We start from the raw sequence: 15169 nt of genomic DNA on the forward strand, positions 1-15169 counted from the left end.
GTGCGCGGTGGTGCCGCCTTCATATGGCGTTATCGCGCAGCCAGGTGTGGACGCCGTGTGGATCTGGCAGCGCGTAGGTGGCGGCGCTGTCGGCGCGGTGGCCGACCAGCACGCTCCAGCCGCCGGCCTGATTGGCGGCGGCGAAGCCGAATTCGTCGGTGAGATCGTCGCCGACGAAGACCGGGCGGCGCCCATGGAATGGCGGCTGCAGCAGCAGCGTGTTCACTGCGACACCCTTGTCGCTGCCTTCGGGAACGAATTCGATGACATGGTCGCCGGGTTGCAGGCGATAGCCGGGGAGAGTGGCGATCTGTTCGCGGGCGAAGGTCAGTATCTGCTCGGCTGCGGCCGGTGCCGCGCGCCAGTGCAGTGCCAGGCTGGCACCTTTGTCCTCGACCAGTACGCCCGGGTAGGTCTTGGCTAGCGGTGCGGCGCGGGTCTGCAGCAGATGCAGGCATGCTCCTGTGTCGGCGGATATTCTGGCGCGCGCTGTGGCATCGGCGCGTAGCTCGTGGCCGTGCAATCCGGCGGCAGGCAAGCGCAATGGCGCGAACAAGGCATCCAGTTGCGTCAGCGGACGCCCGCTGACAAGGGCGACGGCACCGCCGAGCCGTGCGTACAGGCGGCCAATCGCATCGCGCACCTGTGGTAACAACTGCACCCGTTCGGGGTGTTCGGCGAATGGGATGAGCGTGCCATCCACGTCGAGGAACAATGCACAGGCATCGTCCAGGTGTGGCGGCGGCGGTCGGAGGGGGCGAGCGTCTGCCATTTGCCCATCATCGCCCAGCCCACGTTAGGGAGAAGTTGAGCGGGGCGGCGGCGGCGTCGCCCGCGTGGTATTCGGCTTGCCGGATGCGCCGACGTAGCGTGGCTGAAAAACCGCGGCAGTCGCTGCCGGGCATGCCCGGACAGCGCGCAGGAACCGCAATGTACAAAGGGGTACATGCGGTTCCGAGCACTGTCCGCGCCCGCCCGGCAGCGGGCGTAGCAGTTTCGTCGGCGACTCTTAGAAGCTGTAGCGCACGCGTCCGTAGTAATACGCGCCATTGCTGCCGATTGGCGATAGCACGTCGTAGGGGAGGTTGCCGAAGTAGGAGATATCGCTGTTGGAGCGGTCGGCGTAGGCGTCGGTGAGATTCTGTCCACCGATGGCCACGCTCCACTGCGCGGTGAGGTGATACTCGACTTCGGCATCGAGTTGCCACTTGGCGCTGTAGGTCTGCTGCGGCGCGAAGCCACCACCGAAATCGAAGATGCGGGTGGCGCTGCCGTAGCGGCTTAGCCGGGTCTGCAACGACCAGCGCGTATCGCTCCAGTTCGCTGCCAGTTGTGCGCGGGTACGCGGTGCGGCGCCGGTCAGGGTGTTGCGTTCTTCGATGCCGAACAGCACGTAGTCCGGATTCAGTGCCAGCAACGGTGCAGGCGTGGCGACCACGTTCTGCAATTGGGTCTTGGCGTAACTCCAGGTGCCGGTGAGTTGCAGTTGGCCGTCGCCCAAGGCCTGCCGCCAGTTGCTGACCAATTCGGCGCCACGGGTGCGGGTGTCGGCGGCGTTGACGAAGAAGTTGGCGCTTTGCAGGCCGGCAATGCCGAAGCGTTGTGCGACGAAGTCGGTCAGCGCGGTGCCGTCGATGTTTTCCGACAGGGCGATGCGTTTGTCGATGTCGATCTGGAACAGGTCCAGCGACAGGTCGAAGTGCGGATCGATGCGGCTGGTGAAGCCCAGGCTGTAGTTGACCGATTTCTCCGGTTGCAGCGTGCGTGCGCCGAGCGCTTGCGCGATCGGGTTATCGACCGACAGCAGCCGGCCTTGCAGCAGGCGTCCGGCGGCGTCGTAGCCGCTGGAGCTGGCCTCGTAGCCGATCTGGCTCAGCGACGGTGCGTGGAAGTTGTTGGAAATCGCACCGCGCAGCGCGAAGGCGGGCGCGAATTCATAGCGCGCGGCGAGCTTGCCGGTGAGTTCGCTACCAAAGTCCTGGTAATGCTCGTAGCGCGCGGCCAGATCGGTGGAGAGTTTTTCGCCGAATTGGCTGGACAGGCTGGCGTAGAGACTGGCGACATTGCGCGAGATGTCGGTTGCATCCTGCGGCGTCAGCCCGCCACCGGCCTGGGCACCGGTGGGACGGTCGGTGTAGGGGCCGGCAGCGTAGCTGGCCGGATCGCCCGGTCGGGTGCGGTAATGCTCGCGGCGCAGTTCCACGCCGGTGCCGAGCGTGTGGGTGGCGCCAGCGGCGTCGAGGCTGCGGCTCAGGTCGAGGTTGGCGACGCCTTGCTCGAAAGCGTAGTCGCCGGTCTTGAAGCGGGTCGGGCTGCCGGGGCCGAGCGAGGCGTTGAGCGAGTGTTTCAGCCGATAGGTGAAATCGTTGCGGCCATAGTCGAGGCTGGCGTCGTAGTTCCAGTCGCCCCATTGTCCGCGTGCACCGCTGACGCCTTGCACGTCGCGGTTTTCGCCCAGCGACACCGGTCGGTAACCGCTGGGGTAGACCTGCAGCCAGTTGGCGACGCTGTCGGGATAACGGAAATAGTTGGCGCCCTGGGTGTCACGCTGGTTGTAGGTGCCGAAGAAATAGATCTCGCTGCCCTGGCCGAACGGCACTTTGCCGTTGATCCAGCCGTTGAGGTCTTTGCTGGCACCATCGCCGAGCACGTAATTGCGCTTGCCGGCCAGGGCCAGATTGGCTGGGGTTTGCGCTTCGAACGGCGGGATCTGATCGAAGCCGGCACGGTTGGTGCCGTCGTGGTGTTTCAGTTCCAGGCCGACCTTGAAGAAGCCGCCATCCTCGCCCAGACGGGTGCCGACCTTGCCGCTGGCATAGCCGGTCTGGCCGTCGGTGACGGTGCGATGGATCGGCTTCACGTCGGTATGGTTGGCGCCGTAACTGGTTTCCAGCGCGCCGCTGTCCGGATCGTCGTCCAGGATCACATTGATCACCCCGGCCACCGCGTCGGAACCGTACTGCGCGCCCGCGCCGTCGCGCAGCACTTCGATGCGCTTGATCGCGCTGATCGGAATGGCATTGAAATCCACCGGCGTGGTGCCCTTGCCGATCTTGCTGTCGGTATTGACCAGGGCCGAGGTATGCCGGCGCTTGCCGTTGATCAGCACCAGTACCTGGTCCGGCGAGAGCCCGCGCAACTGCGCGGCGCGGACGTGGTCGGCGCCGCCGGAGTTGGATTGGCGCGGGAAATTGAATGACGGCAGCAGCGCTTGCAGCGCGCTGCCGAGTTCGCCATTGACCACGCCGGCGCGGCGGATGTCCTCGGCGCTGAGCACGTCCACCGGTGCGGTGGATTCGAGCACGGTGCGGCCGCTGGCACGGGTGCCGGTGACGATGACCGTGTCCAGATTGGTGGCGGCGGGATCGGCCTGCTGCGCCAGAGCGGGGGCAGACAGGGCCAGGGCGATGGCCAGGCTCAGCGGCGTGGCGAACGCATACGACATGGGGACTCTCCTGAAACGATGACCGTGAAGACCAGCGGCGCTTCGTTTCGGGGGCGTCGCTGGTGAGTGTTGCTGCATCCATCCGGATGAAGCGATATATTATCGCAATTTTAACGTGATGCGTGTGTCGTGGATTCACGTCATCGGGCAGGTGCCATGGCGGGTGGTGATTGGGCTGCGGCAGACCTGCTTTACCATCGCGCTCCTTACCTGCATTCCGACCGAGATCCTGCCGATGCTGCACCGTGCCCCCTTGTTTGCTGTCCTCCTTGCTCTGACCGCCTGCACTGGCGTCGCGCCTTCGGCCTCCACCGCCGCACCGGGTGCGGTCAGCGCCGCGTTGCAGGGCGATGCCGCCCGCCCGGCGCAGGCCAAGGGGTGGGTGCGCAGCGAGTTGTATTTCGGCGTCGGTGAGGAGCAAGGTCCGGCCAATCGCCCGCAGGCCGAGCCGATCAGCGCGGCGCGCTGGCGCGCGTTCCTGGATAAAGAGGTCACCCCGCGCTTCCCCGATGGCCTGACCGTGTTCGATGCCTACGGCCAGTGGTTGTTTCGCGGCGCCAAGGAGCCGAACCGGCTCAACACCAAGGTGCTGGTGATCCTGCACGAAGATACGCCGCAGCGTCGCGCGGATATCGAGGCGATCCGGCTGGCATGGAAGCAGGCCACCGGACACCAGTCGGTGCTGTGGGCGCGGCAGGCGGTGGAGGTGTCGTTTTGATGGCCGTGATGCCTCACTGGCTGGTTGTGAGCCAGACATGCCGCAGCGCTGCGTGTTCGGCTGAGCGAATGTGTGGCGTAACGCGCACGGTCATTGCTGCGGTCGCTCTGCCATGACCCTCGCGTCGGTGTCCTCGGTCACGCGGCCGCGTTGGTTCGTCGCGGGCGATCTCAATGGTTTCTTCGGCCTGGTGGTTGATAATCTGTCGATCCTCGGTTTCATCACTCTGGCGCTGGTCGGGATGTTCCAGTTCCCGGTTGAGGTGATTTACACGCGGATGATTCCCGGCACCGCGTTGGGGGTGCTGATCGGCAATCTGCTGTACACCGTGATGGCGCGACGGCTGGCCGCGCGCAGTGGGCGCAGCGACGTCACCGCGATGCCGCTGGGTTTGGATGCGCCGACCAGCATCGGCATGGCGCTGTTGGTGCTCGGTCCGGCGTTCGTGCGCTACAAACAGCAGGGCCTGGATCCGCAGGCGGCGGCGCTGGCAACGTGGCGTCTGGGTATGGCCGCGCTGGTGCTGATGGGAGCGCTCAAGACCGTGCTCGCGTTCTTCGGCGAGGCGGTGACGCGGGCGCTGCCGCGCGCGGCGTTGCTCGGTTCCATTGCGGGTATCGCGCTGGTGTTGATGGGCTTCCTGCCGCTGCTGGAAACCTTGCGCACCCCCGTGGTCGGCTTGGTGGTGTTGGGCCTGTTGATGTACGTGTTGATCGCTAAGGGCCGCCTACCGTTTGGCCTGCCCGGGGTGCCGCTGGCGTTGGTGCTGGGCACGGGCCTTTACTACGGATTGAATGCGGCAGGGCTGGGCATCCCGGGCCATCAGACGCCGCAGTGGTTTGCGCCGCATCTGGTGTTGCCGTGGCCGAGTTTGGGTTTCCTCGCCGGGTTGGCCGATACGGTGCCGTTGCTACCGCTGCTGTTGCCGTTTGGTTTATTGATGGTGGTTGGTGGCATCAACGTCAGCGAGAGCGCGCGTGCGGCCGGTGACGATTACCGCACCCGCGATATTCTGCTGGTCGAGGCCTGTTCGACCCTGGTTGCCGGGGTCTGCGGCGGAGTTGCCCAGACCACGCCCTACATCGGCCAGCCGGCCTACAAGCACATGGGCGCGCGCAGCGGTTATACGCTGTTGACCGGGATCTTCATCGGCCTGGGGGGCATGTTGGGATTGGTCGCCGGGCTGGTGCAGTGGCTGCCGTTGGCGGTGCTGGCACCGATCATCGTGTACGTGTCCATCGACATCACCACCCAGGCATTCCAGGCCACCCCGAAACGCCATGCCGGCGCGATGGTGTTGGGGTTTCTGCCGTCGGTGGCGTATCTGCTGGCGATCAAGGCGCCGGGTTGGATCGCGCCGGATCATCTGGCCGCGCTGACCACCACACTGGACGGCCACGGGTTGCCGGAATTGGCGGTGATCCTGACCCTGGGCAACGGTTTCATCATCACCGCCATGCTGTGGATCGCCACGGTGGCGGCGATGGTGGACGGGCGCTTGCGTCGCGCCGCTGGGTTCCTGTTGGTGGCGGCGGGGCTGACGCTGTTTGGCCTGATCCATTCGGTGGATCCGCGTGGCGGTATTTATCTGCCGTGGACGTTGCACGGCGTGCCGCAGTTGATGGCCTGGCAGTTCGCCGGTGGTTATCTGCTGCTGGCCGCGTTGCTCGGTCTGTTGTCGCTGCAAGGGCCGCGTGCGCTGCGGGTGGTGGATTGAGCGTGATTGCGCCCGCACGCGGTGGGGTGCGGGCGGGAACATGCGAGGTCTCTGCAATCGTCGTGGCATGTGCATCCGGTTGGATGCTGAACAGCGGCCATGTTGCGTCGGAACCCGCTGGCCGCTGTCGCTGTCAGACTTGAGTTCTATCAACGGAGTCTGATTCCATGCCGCCGCGTCCTGCCATGCCGCCACGTCCTTCCATTTGGCCCTGGATTTTGGTCGCGGTGCTGGTGGCTGCCGCCGCTGCGTGGTTGTTTCGCGACGCGCTGAGTGGTTTGCTGCAGCGTGTGGCACCGGCGTCGCCAGCGCCGACCAGTGCCCCCGTCGCGGCTGCGGCGCCATCTGCGCCAGCCGCAGCGGTTGCGCCGCCGCCCCCGCCGATCCAGCATCCCATCGATGCCGCCGCCGCGGATGCGGCCGATGCGGCGATTCCCTCCTTGGCTGAGAGTGATGCCGCCGCCTGGGCGGAACTGACCAAGCTGGCCGGTGGCGATTCTCCACTGGCGTTGCTGTTGCGCGATCATCTGATCCAGCGCCTGGTGACAATGGTCGACAACCTGACCCAGCGCCGCGTCACCACGCGTGCATTGGCGCTCACCGCGGTCCCCGGCGCATTGCAAGTGAGCAAAGAGGCCAGTGGCGCGCAGGTCATCACTGAAGCTAACGCGCAGCGCTATGCGCCCTATGTGCAAGCCTTCACCCATGCCGATCCCAAGGCGCTAGTGGCGGCGTATCGGCGTTTCTATCCGCTGTTTCAGCAGGCCTATGTGGAGCTGGGGTATCCGCACGGATATTTCAACGACCGCTTGGTGCAGGTGATCGACCATTTGCTGCAGACCCCGTTGCCGTCGGCGCCGTTGGCGGTGGTGAGCGATCCGGTGCATGGCAAGTTCCGCTTCGTCGATCCGGCGCTGGAATCGCTCTCGGTCGGGCAGAAGGCACTGTTGCGCCTGGGGCCAACGCAGGCCGCCGCGGTGAAGGCGCAATTGCGAGCGTTGCGTGCGGGCCTGACGCAGACTTGACGTGTGGAAAGCATCTGGGCGATAGACGTCGCGAGCTGTCTTCGCCATCGTGCTGCAGAGAGCGGCGCAAGAGTGCATTCGCATTGAACGACGCGCGCCGTCCCGCCACTGCGCTGTAGACAGTGAGCATCGCAGAGCCGTGTATGTGCCCCGCTGCCGCGTTGCGTGCGTTCTAAGGGGCTGCGGCATGGGCTTGAAACAAGTGTAGTCAACCGCATCTGATGAGGCATGCCGGCATGGCCGGCCCTAGTCAGAGGATTTCCCCATGCGGATGGACAAGCTCACCTCGCGTTTCCAGCAGGCGCTGGCCGACGCGCAATCGCTGGCCGTCGGCCGCGACCACACCATCATCGAGCCGGTGCATGTGTTCACGGCGTTGCTCGATCAGACCGGCGGCAGCACCCGACCGCTGCTGGCGCAGGCCGGCGTCAATGTGCCCGCGCTACGCGAGCGCTTGGGCGAGGCGCTGGAAAAGCTGCCCAAGGTCAGCGGCCAGCCCGGTAACCTGTCTATGGGTAACGACCTCAGTCGCTTGCTCAACCAAACCGACAAACTGGCACAGCAGCACAGCGATCAGTTCATCGCCAGCGAATGGTTCGTGCTCGCCGCCGTCGATGATGCCGGTGCATTGGGTCTGGCGTTGCGCGCCGCCGGTGCCGACAAGAAGAAACTTGAAGCGGCCATCGACACCTTGCGTGGCGGGGAGACGGTGCAATCGGAAAACGCCGAAGACCAACGTCAGGCGCTGGAGAAATACACCATCGACCTCACCGCACGCGCTGAGAGCGGCAAGCTCGATCCGGTGATCGGCCGCGATGAGGAAATCCGCCGCACCGTGCAGGTGCTGCAGCGGCGCACCAAGAATAATCCGGTGTTGATCGGTGAACCGGGCGTCGGCAAGACCGCCATTGTCGAGGGCCTGGCGCAGCGCATCGTCAACGGCGAAGTGCCGGAGGGATTGCGCGGCAAGCGCGTGCTGTCGCTGGACATGGGTGCGCTGATTGCTGGTGCCAAATTCCGTGGCGAGTTCGAGGAGCGGCTCAAGGGCGTGCTCAACGATCTGTCGAAAAACGAAGGCCAGATCATCCTGTTTATCGACGAGTTGCACACCATGGTCGGCGCCGGCAAGGCCGATGGCGCGATGGATGCGGGCAATATGCTCAAGCCGGCGCTGGCGCGCGGCGAACTGCACTGCATCGGCGCCACCACGCTGGACGAGTACCGCAAGTACATCGAGAAGGATGCCGCGCTGGAACGGCGCTTCCAGAAGGTGTTCGTCGGCGAGCCCACGGTGGAGGACACCATTGCCATCCTGCGCGGGCTCAAGGAACGCTATGCGCTACATCATGGCGTGGAGATCACCGACCCGGCGATTGTCGCCGCGGCCACGTTGTCCAACCGCTACATCACCGACCGTCAGTTGCCGGACAAGGCCATCGATTTGATGGACGAGGCGGCCAGCCGCATCCGCATGGAGATCGACTCCAAGCCGGAGGAACTGGATCGCCTGGAGCGGCGTTTGATCCAGTTGAAAATCCAGCGCGAGATGCTGAAGAAAGAGAAGGACGATGCCTCGCGGCAGCGTCTGTCCGATCTGGAAACCGACATCGACAAGCTTGAGCGCGAATTCTACGACCTGGACGAGGTGTGGAAATCGGAGAAGGCCGCTTTGCAGGGCGCGACCAAAATCAAGGAGCAGATCGAGCAGGCGCGGGTGGAATTGGAAGCGGCACAGCGGCGTCAGGATTACGCCAAGATGAGCGAGATCCAGTACGGCCTGCTGCCGAACCTGGAGAAGCAGCTCGCGGCGGCCAACGAGGCCGAGCAGCATGAATTCAAGCTGGTGCAGGATCGCGTCACCGCCGAGGAAATCGCCGAAGTGGTGTCGCGTTGGACCGGCATTCCGGTCAACAAGATGCTGGAGGGCGAGCGCGACAAATTGTTGCGCATGGAAGACGAACTGCATCAACGCGTGGTTGGTCAGCATGAAGCGATCAAGGTGGTATCCGATGCGGTGCGCCGCTCGCGTGCCGGCTTGTCCGATCCGAATCGCCCGAGTGGCTCGTTCCTGTTTCTGGGGCCGACCGGCGTCGGCAAGACCGAATTGTGCAAAGCCCTGGCCGAGTTTCTGTTCGATAGCAGCGATGCGATGATCCGCATCGACATGAGCGAGTTCATGGAGAAACATTCGGTGGCGCGGCTGATCGGCGCGCCTCCGGGCTACGTCGGCTACGAGGAAGGAGGGTATCTCACCGAATCGGTGCGGCGCCGGCCGTATTCGCTCATTTTGCTCGATGAGGTGGAGAAGGCGCACAGCGATGTATTCAACATCCTGTTGCAGGTGCTCGACGATGGCCGCCTCACCGATGGGCAAGGGCGCACCGTGGACTTCCGCAACACCGTCATCGTGATGACCTCCAACCTGGGCTCGCATCAGATTCAAGAACTCAGCAGCGACGATAGCGCCGAGGCCTATACGCAGATGAAGGCGGCGGTGATGGGCGTGGTGCAGGCGCATTTCCGTCCCGAGTTCATCAATCGGCTGGACGATATCGTGGTGTTCCATCCGTTGGACAAAGCGCAGATCAAGGCGATCGCGCGCATCCAGCTGCATGGCCTTGAAAAGCGCCTGGCCGAGCGTGGCTTGAAGATCGAACTCGGCGAGCGCGCATTGGAACTGCTCGGCAACGTCGGCTTCGATCCGGTGTACGGCGCGCGTCCGCTCAAGCGTGCGATTCAGGCGCAACTGGAGAACCCACTGGCGCAGCAGATCCTGTCCGGTCAGTTCCTCAGTGGCGACACCATCAAGGTCGATGCCGAAGGTGGGCGCCTGCTATTCGCTAAAGCGTGAGGCCAACCGCTCCGGCATCGACCGCGTTGCCGGAGCGGGTCGCGGCTTGCCGATGGCACCCGCAGGTGCCACGGCGGCGAGCGTGGACGGTCCGATAGCGCGATCCTGCATGTGCGCCACGCACTGTGCTGGCGTTGGCATTGTTGCGATGCGACGTGCGTTCTTTTAACGATCATATAAAGATCGGCGCCAGGGAGTCAGTGCTGCTGTTGCAACGATGGCCGTTGCGAATGCCATGAAGGCCGATGCATGGCTGCTTTTTTCGTGTGCCGTTCTACGCTTGTCGTGTCAGCATCGATTCGAAGATCAATTCCGCTAGTTCCGGAGAGCGTGCGAATGCCGAATCGTCCACTGACCAGCCGCAGGCATCCGCTTGCCAGCGCCCTGGGTCTGTCCATGTTGACCCCGATGTTGGCGTGGGCGCAGGCCGCGCCGCCAACGCCGACCGAGCATCCGGAGCAGGCTGCGGCGACCGCGCCGGCGGCGGATGTCAAAACCCTCGATGGTCTGGTCGTGACCGGCGTGCGCGAAAGCCTGCGCTCGGCGCAGGCGATCAAGCAGGACGCCACGCAGATTGTCGATTCGGTGCAGGCGCAGGATATCGGCAAGCTACCGGATGCGAACACGGTGGAAGCCTTGCAGCGCATCACCGGCGTGCAGATCCAACGCCGTTACGGCGAAGGCGCGACCGACTTCGACCATCGCACGCAGCCGGCCGTCACCGTGCGTGGCTTGACCCAGGTGCGTAACTTTCTAGATGGCCGCGATACGTTCTCGGCCAGCGGCGGGCGCACACTGGACCTGGAAGCCATTCCGCCGGAGTTGCTGTCCGGTATCGACGTCTACAAAAGCCCGCCTGCCAACATCATCGAAGGGGGCGTGGGCGGCGTGGTGAATCTGCGCACACGGCTGCCGTTCGATGCCCCAGGTCGCGTGCTGAGCGCGACACTCAAGGGCAACTATTATGATCGCGCGGACAAGACGGGAACGTCGGCTTCCGGTCTGTACAGCGACCGCTTCCAGACCGACCTTGGCGAAGTCGGAGTGCTGTTCAATGTCGGTGCGGGGCGATCCAGCTACCGCCAGGACGGCATTTTGTCCGGTCCGTTCGGCCCGGTGCAGCCGGGCGCCATCGCCGGCGCGCCGGATAATGCGCAAATTCCTTATGGGTTCCAGATATACGACGATGGGGGTGATCGCAAACGCTTGGGCGCGGCGGCGGCGTTGCAATGGAAACCCTCTGATAGCGTGCTGGTGACAGGGCAGTTTCTGCGCACGCAGTACGATTTCTTTCGACAAGGCAAGTATTTTTATGCGAGTAACCGACGCAACGCGACCTCGCCTTTGCCCGGAGCCGCATTCACTTTCAATAACCAAGGTTATGCCACCTCCGGTGCGCTGGAGAATCAGGTCTTCGAGTCGGCGCGCTTCGATCAGGACCTGACCTCGGCAAACACCAACTACAGCCTCAATCTGCGCTGGAATGCAAGCGAAAAGCTGGCGATGACCTTCGATGCGCAGTATCTGGATACATTCTACGATGCCGATCGTAATGGCTTCGTCGTCTCACTGTACGACCGTGGCGACGAGGACGGCACCACCGGCCCGCATCAGTCGATTGTCGATTTCAATCTCAATGGCCCCAGGCCGCGCTTCAACGTGCGCAATCCGGCCATGCTCAGCGATCCACGCAATTACGGTTTCAGCTATATCGCCGACGCGCTGCAGCGTAACGACGCCGATCAGCTCGCGCTGCAATCGGATCTGGAGTATTTCACCGAAGGTGGCTTCTTCACCAAGCTCACCGCTGGCGTGCGCTACGCCGATACCGGCATCGATCTACGCGGCACCTGGAATGCGGCCTGCCTGGGCGTCAGCGGCGCTGATCGCGATTGTGCGGCGAATCTGGTTTACCCGAACGTCGCACTGCATCCGGAGTTGGTGCGGCGCGGCCCGTCGCCGCACTTCTTCGATGGCAACACGCTGACCGGCGGTGTTTTGTATCCGGAATTCGCCAACGGCAACGGCTTGTTCGATCGCACGGCGCGGACTGAGGCACTGTTCGGCTTCGCGCCGCAGACGGTGTTCCGGCCAGATAATCTCAACCATCAGACCGAAAAGACCTGGGCCGGCTATGTCAATGCCGACTACGAGGCCGAGATCGCCGGTCTACGTGTGGACGGTAATGCCGGCGTGCGTCTGGTCAAGACCACGACGGGTTCCGATGGCGCGCTGTTCATGGACGATGGCACGGTGACGCCGCTCTCGGTGCGCCGCAGTTATCACGATGTGCTGCCCAGCTTCAACGTGCGCGCGCACCTGAGCGATACGCTGCAAGCGCGGCTGGCGTATTCGCAAGCGATCGCGCGGCCTAATTTCGATCAGATGTCGACCAATGTGTCGCTGGGTGCGCCGGGTCAGGTGAATCCAGTGACTGGTCGGCCCAGTGGTTCTTCTGGGAACCCGTTTCTCAATCCAATCCACTCGGATAACTACGATGCGACGCTGGAGTGGTATTTCGCTCCCACCGGCTCGCTCACCGCCGGCGTGTTCTACAAGCGCGTGGATGGTTTCCTGGCCAGCGGCACGGTGGTGCGCAACTACAATGGTCTGGATTACGACATCGGCACGACGCTCAACACTGGCGATGGCAAGATCCGTGGCGCCGAATTCGGTTACCAGCAGTTCTACGATTTTCTGCCTGGCTGGCTGAGTGGTTTAGGCTTCCAGTTCAATTACACCTACGTGGACAGCAGCGTTTCCAATCCCTTCGCCACGCCTGGCTCCAACATCCCGACTCGGGTGCCGTTGGAGAAATTGTCCAAACACAGTTACAACGCGGTGGCGCTCTACGAAAAAGGCCGCCTGACCGCACGCCTGGCCTGGAGTTGGCGCGGTGCGTATCTGGATACCACGTATGGCAGCGGCGCAAACGGCATTCCGCAGTTCCAGAAACCGTATGCTTCGCTGGACGCATCGCTCAGTTTCGACGTGAACAAGCATGTGGCGTTGTCGTTCGATGCGGTGAATCTGACCGATCGTATGAATCAGACCTACATCGGCACGCCAGCGGCGCCGTTGCAGTACCAGCTCAACGACCGCCGTTTCGGGGCTTCGATCCGGGTCACGTACTGATCGATAGCATGCGTGCGTGTCTGTGTTTCTGCGGCGGGAGATGTGTGGCCGATGTCGGCATGGACTGTGCGCGGCGGCGTGTGGCGAGGCTGGCGGCGGCATGAGCGAGGCCGATTCTCTACGTTCGCTCTTGCGGGTGGCCTTGTTATTGGGGGCGGCGTAGTGGCTGTGTTGCCGGAGTTGGATTGATTGGCGACGGCTTATATGAGTTGGCGCATCAATAAGTAAAACTAAAGCAAAGGTGAGTATCATTCCGCTTTTGCTTTATTATATAAATAAGTCACGATTTCATATCATGAATAAGCCAAGAGATCTGCGAATATTTTTCTATATGCTGGCCATTCCTGCAATGTTTATGATCGTTGCTGGGCTTACGATTAGTCGTGGTGGTATCGTGCATCTTGTTCTTGGTTTGATGCTTGCATTCGCTGCTTTGTCCATATTGGCAGGTTTAATAATTCATCTCTTTGTAGAGTTTCGGAAAGCCAGGGCGTAAATGCGTGGCCTGGCGCGTACCAGGCGCGAGCGATGCCGAGACCGGGAGCCCTGGCCGAACGCTTACGCTTCTTCGAGCACTCGGGCCGAGTCTTGCGTGAGGCCGATGCGCTTTTCAGCAAAACCAGTTGGTTGGCGGTGATGCAAGGGCAGGGGCTGCAGGCGCGTGGCTTCGACCCGCTGGATGTTGCATTGCCCAGCGAGTACGCCGCGGCAGGGCTTGCGCGGATTGCGCAGGCCAACGCGATGGCGGCGGAACCGATGCCCGTACACGATGCTTTCGTGCAGGCGCACTGCGCTGCGCGCTAAGTGCTTGCCAGTAACGATCATCCAAGCAGATGAACTTGGCGCCATGCCGGCAGCGCATGCTCGCCCGTTGCGGATGGCTGTTTTGCGGCGTTTGTCGCCCAACGTGCTCCTGAGTGAGATCGTGGCCGTGCAGGCGCGATGCAGATGTTTTGTCACGGCCTTGACCGCTCATCGCTGCGTTCGGCACGGCGCTGCGCTTTGTAAAAGCACCGCCGCATGCACGCCGATGGCGGGGAGATGCGCTGCGGTTGGAAACGGAAAGCTTCGCGAAAGATCGTACTTACAAGCTGAGACGTTGTCAGGCCGCAGTTCGGCCATGGTGTTGTCTGCATGTTTCCTTTCGCTATGGTTGCGTCCGTTGTCCATGTTTGGTCCACGTTGGTCGATGTGCTTGCCGACCGTGGGGTGGCGCCGTTACTGGCCGCGCTGCACCTCACCGGCCTGAGCGATAATCCGCGCGATATCGCCGCGTCTCTGCTGATCGCCTTCTTGCAACTGAGCATCATCGGCGTGTTGTTCCGGCCGCTGGAGAGCCTGTGGCCGGCGGAGCGTTGGGAACATCGGCGCTTGGCGCGCATCGACTTCCACTACACCTGGATAACCTTGCTCGGGCTGTTCCCGTTGCTCTCGTTCTTGGTCCTGACCCCACTGGCCAATGCGCTGGGCGGTGCCGATGCCAGTGCCGCGTCCGCGCCGCAATGGGGCCTGCGTTACGCTTGGCCTTGGCTGGACCGGCATCCGCTGGCGCTGTTCGCGCTGTACTACCTGGCCTATGACTTCACCTACTACTGGATGCACCGGGTCCAGCACTGGCTGCCGTGGTGGTGGGCGATGCACAGCATGCACCACAGCCAACGTCAGCTCAGTTGCTGGGGGAGTGACCGCGGCAACTATCTTGACTCGATGCTGGAGTCGTTCGTACTGGCCGCAGTGGGTATCGTGTTCGGCATCCAGGCCGACGAATTCGCCTGGTTAATGTTGTTCGGGGAACTGGTGCAGAACTATTCGCATGCCAACGTGCGTTTCGGCTTTGGTCCGGTCATGAACAAGATTCTGGTCGATCCGCTGTTCCACCGTCTGCACCACATGCGCGTGGATCCGCAGCGACCGAACCTGCACAACTGCAACTTCGGCCAGGTGTTCGCGTTTTGGGATGTGTTGTTCGGCACCTCGCTGTATGGCGAGCCGGTGCGGCCCACCGGCGTTGGCGATCCGATGGTCGATCGCGACAACGACCTTGGACTGGTGGCGTTGCAACTGGAAGCGTTGAAGCGGTTCTGGGGCGCGGTGCGGTGTCGTGCAGGCTGGAGGCCGGGCGAGGTGGCATTCGGTGAGGATTACGCTCCGATCCCGGTGGATCATGCTGGCATGCCGCTGCACGCGGACCCGCATCCAGCGCCGACATCGACAACGCCGACCCCGACAACGCCGACCACGCCAGCGTAGTACAGCGGCAGGTCAGTTCGCTCTAATG

At 63.1% G+C, this 15169-nt stretch carries 10 protein-coding genes; 8 read left to right on the forward strand and 2 right to left on the reverse strand.

Annotated elements, in window-relative coordinates:
* Positions 1–19 precede the first annotated feature (19 nt).
* Together otsB and XALGPE39_RS03660 are read right to left on the reverse strand one after the other, a co-directional pair.
* The gene (gene otsB / locus XALGPE39_RS03655; RefSeq protein WP_045727032.1) at positions 20–772 is read right to left on the reverse strand and encodes a trehalose-phosphatase; all 753 of its coding nucleotides are present in this window, start codon (positions 770–772) and stop codon (positions 20–22) included.
* A 237-nt stretch (positions 773–1009) separates the two neighbouring features.
* Positions 1010–3445 carry a TonB-dependent receptor gene (locus XALGPE39_RS03660; RefSeq protein ID WP_045727033.1) on the reverse strand — a complete coding sequence of 812 codons (2436 nt, stop codon included), beginning with the start codon at positions 3443–3445 and terminating at the stop codon, positions 1010–1012.
* Positions 3446–3680: 235 nt separating this feature from the next.
* Between XALGPE39_RS03660 and XALGPE39_RS03665 the strand changes: the two genes are divergently transcribed.
* The 8 genes from XALGPE39_RS03665 (at position 3681) to XALGPE39_RS03695 (ending at position 15141) form a co-directional block, all read left to right on the forward strand.
* Complete coding sequence (locus tag XALGPE39_RS03665; RefSeq protein ID WP_045728931.1) at positions 3681–4163, forward strand: DUF3574 domain-containing protein; 483 nt, start codon at positions 3681–3683, stop codon at positions 4161–4163.
* A gap of 112 nt (positions 4164–4275) precedes the next feature.
* Positions 4276–5880, forward strand: a complete 1605-nt coding sequence (locus XALGPE39_RS03670) for a hypothetical protein (RefSeq protein ID WP_045727034.1) — start codon at positions 4276–4278, stop codon at positions 5878–5880.
* 185 nt (positions 5881–6065) lie between these two features.
* Positions 6066–6905, forward strand: coding sequence for a DUF3014 domain-containing protein (locus XALGPE39_RS03675; RefSeq protein WP_045728932.1), 840 nt, complete (start codon positions 6066–6068; stop codon positions 6903–6905).
* A 265-nt stretch (positions 6906–7170) separates the two neighbouring features.
* Positions 7171–9756, forward strand: a complete 2586-nt coding sequence (gene clpB, locus XALGPE39_RS03680) for an ATP-dependent chaperone ClpB (protein WP_045727035.1) — start codon at positions 7171–7173, stop codon at positions 9754–9756.
* Between the two features lie 336 nt (positions 9757–10092).
* The gene (locus XALGPE39_RS03685) at positions 10093–12891 is read left to right on the forward strand and encodes a TonB-dependent receptor (RefSeq protein ID WP_045727036.1); all 2799 of its coding nucleotides are present in this window, start codon (positions 10093–10095) and stop codon (positions 12889–12891) included.
* A 295-nt stretch (positions 12892–13186) separates the two neighbouring features.
* Positions 13187–13387, forward strand: a complete 201-nt coding sequence (locus XALGPE39_RS15450; protein ID WP_152624809.1) for a hypothetical protein — start codon at positions 13187–13189, stop codon at positions 13385–13387.
* Between the two features lie 32 nt (positions 13388–13419).
* Positions 13420–13695 (forward strand): tryptophan 7-halogenase, encoded by a 276-nt coding sequence (locus tag XALGPE39_RS15455; RefSeq protein WP_235429738.1) that lies wholly within the window; start codon positions 13420–13422, stop codon positions 13693–13695.
* Between the two features lie 330 nt (positions 13696–14025).
* Entirely contained in the window at positions 14026–15141 is a 1116-nt protein-coding gene (locus XALGPE39_RS03695) for a sterol desaturase family protein (RefSeq protein ID WP_052689990.1), read from the forward strand.
* Positions 15142–15169 lie beyond the last annotated feature (28 nt).

The organism is Xanthomonas sp. GPE 39, assembly GCF_000963005.1.
GTDB lineage: Bacteria > Pseudomonadota > Gammaproteobacteria > Xanthomonadales > Xanthomonadaceae > Xanthomonas_A.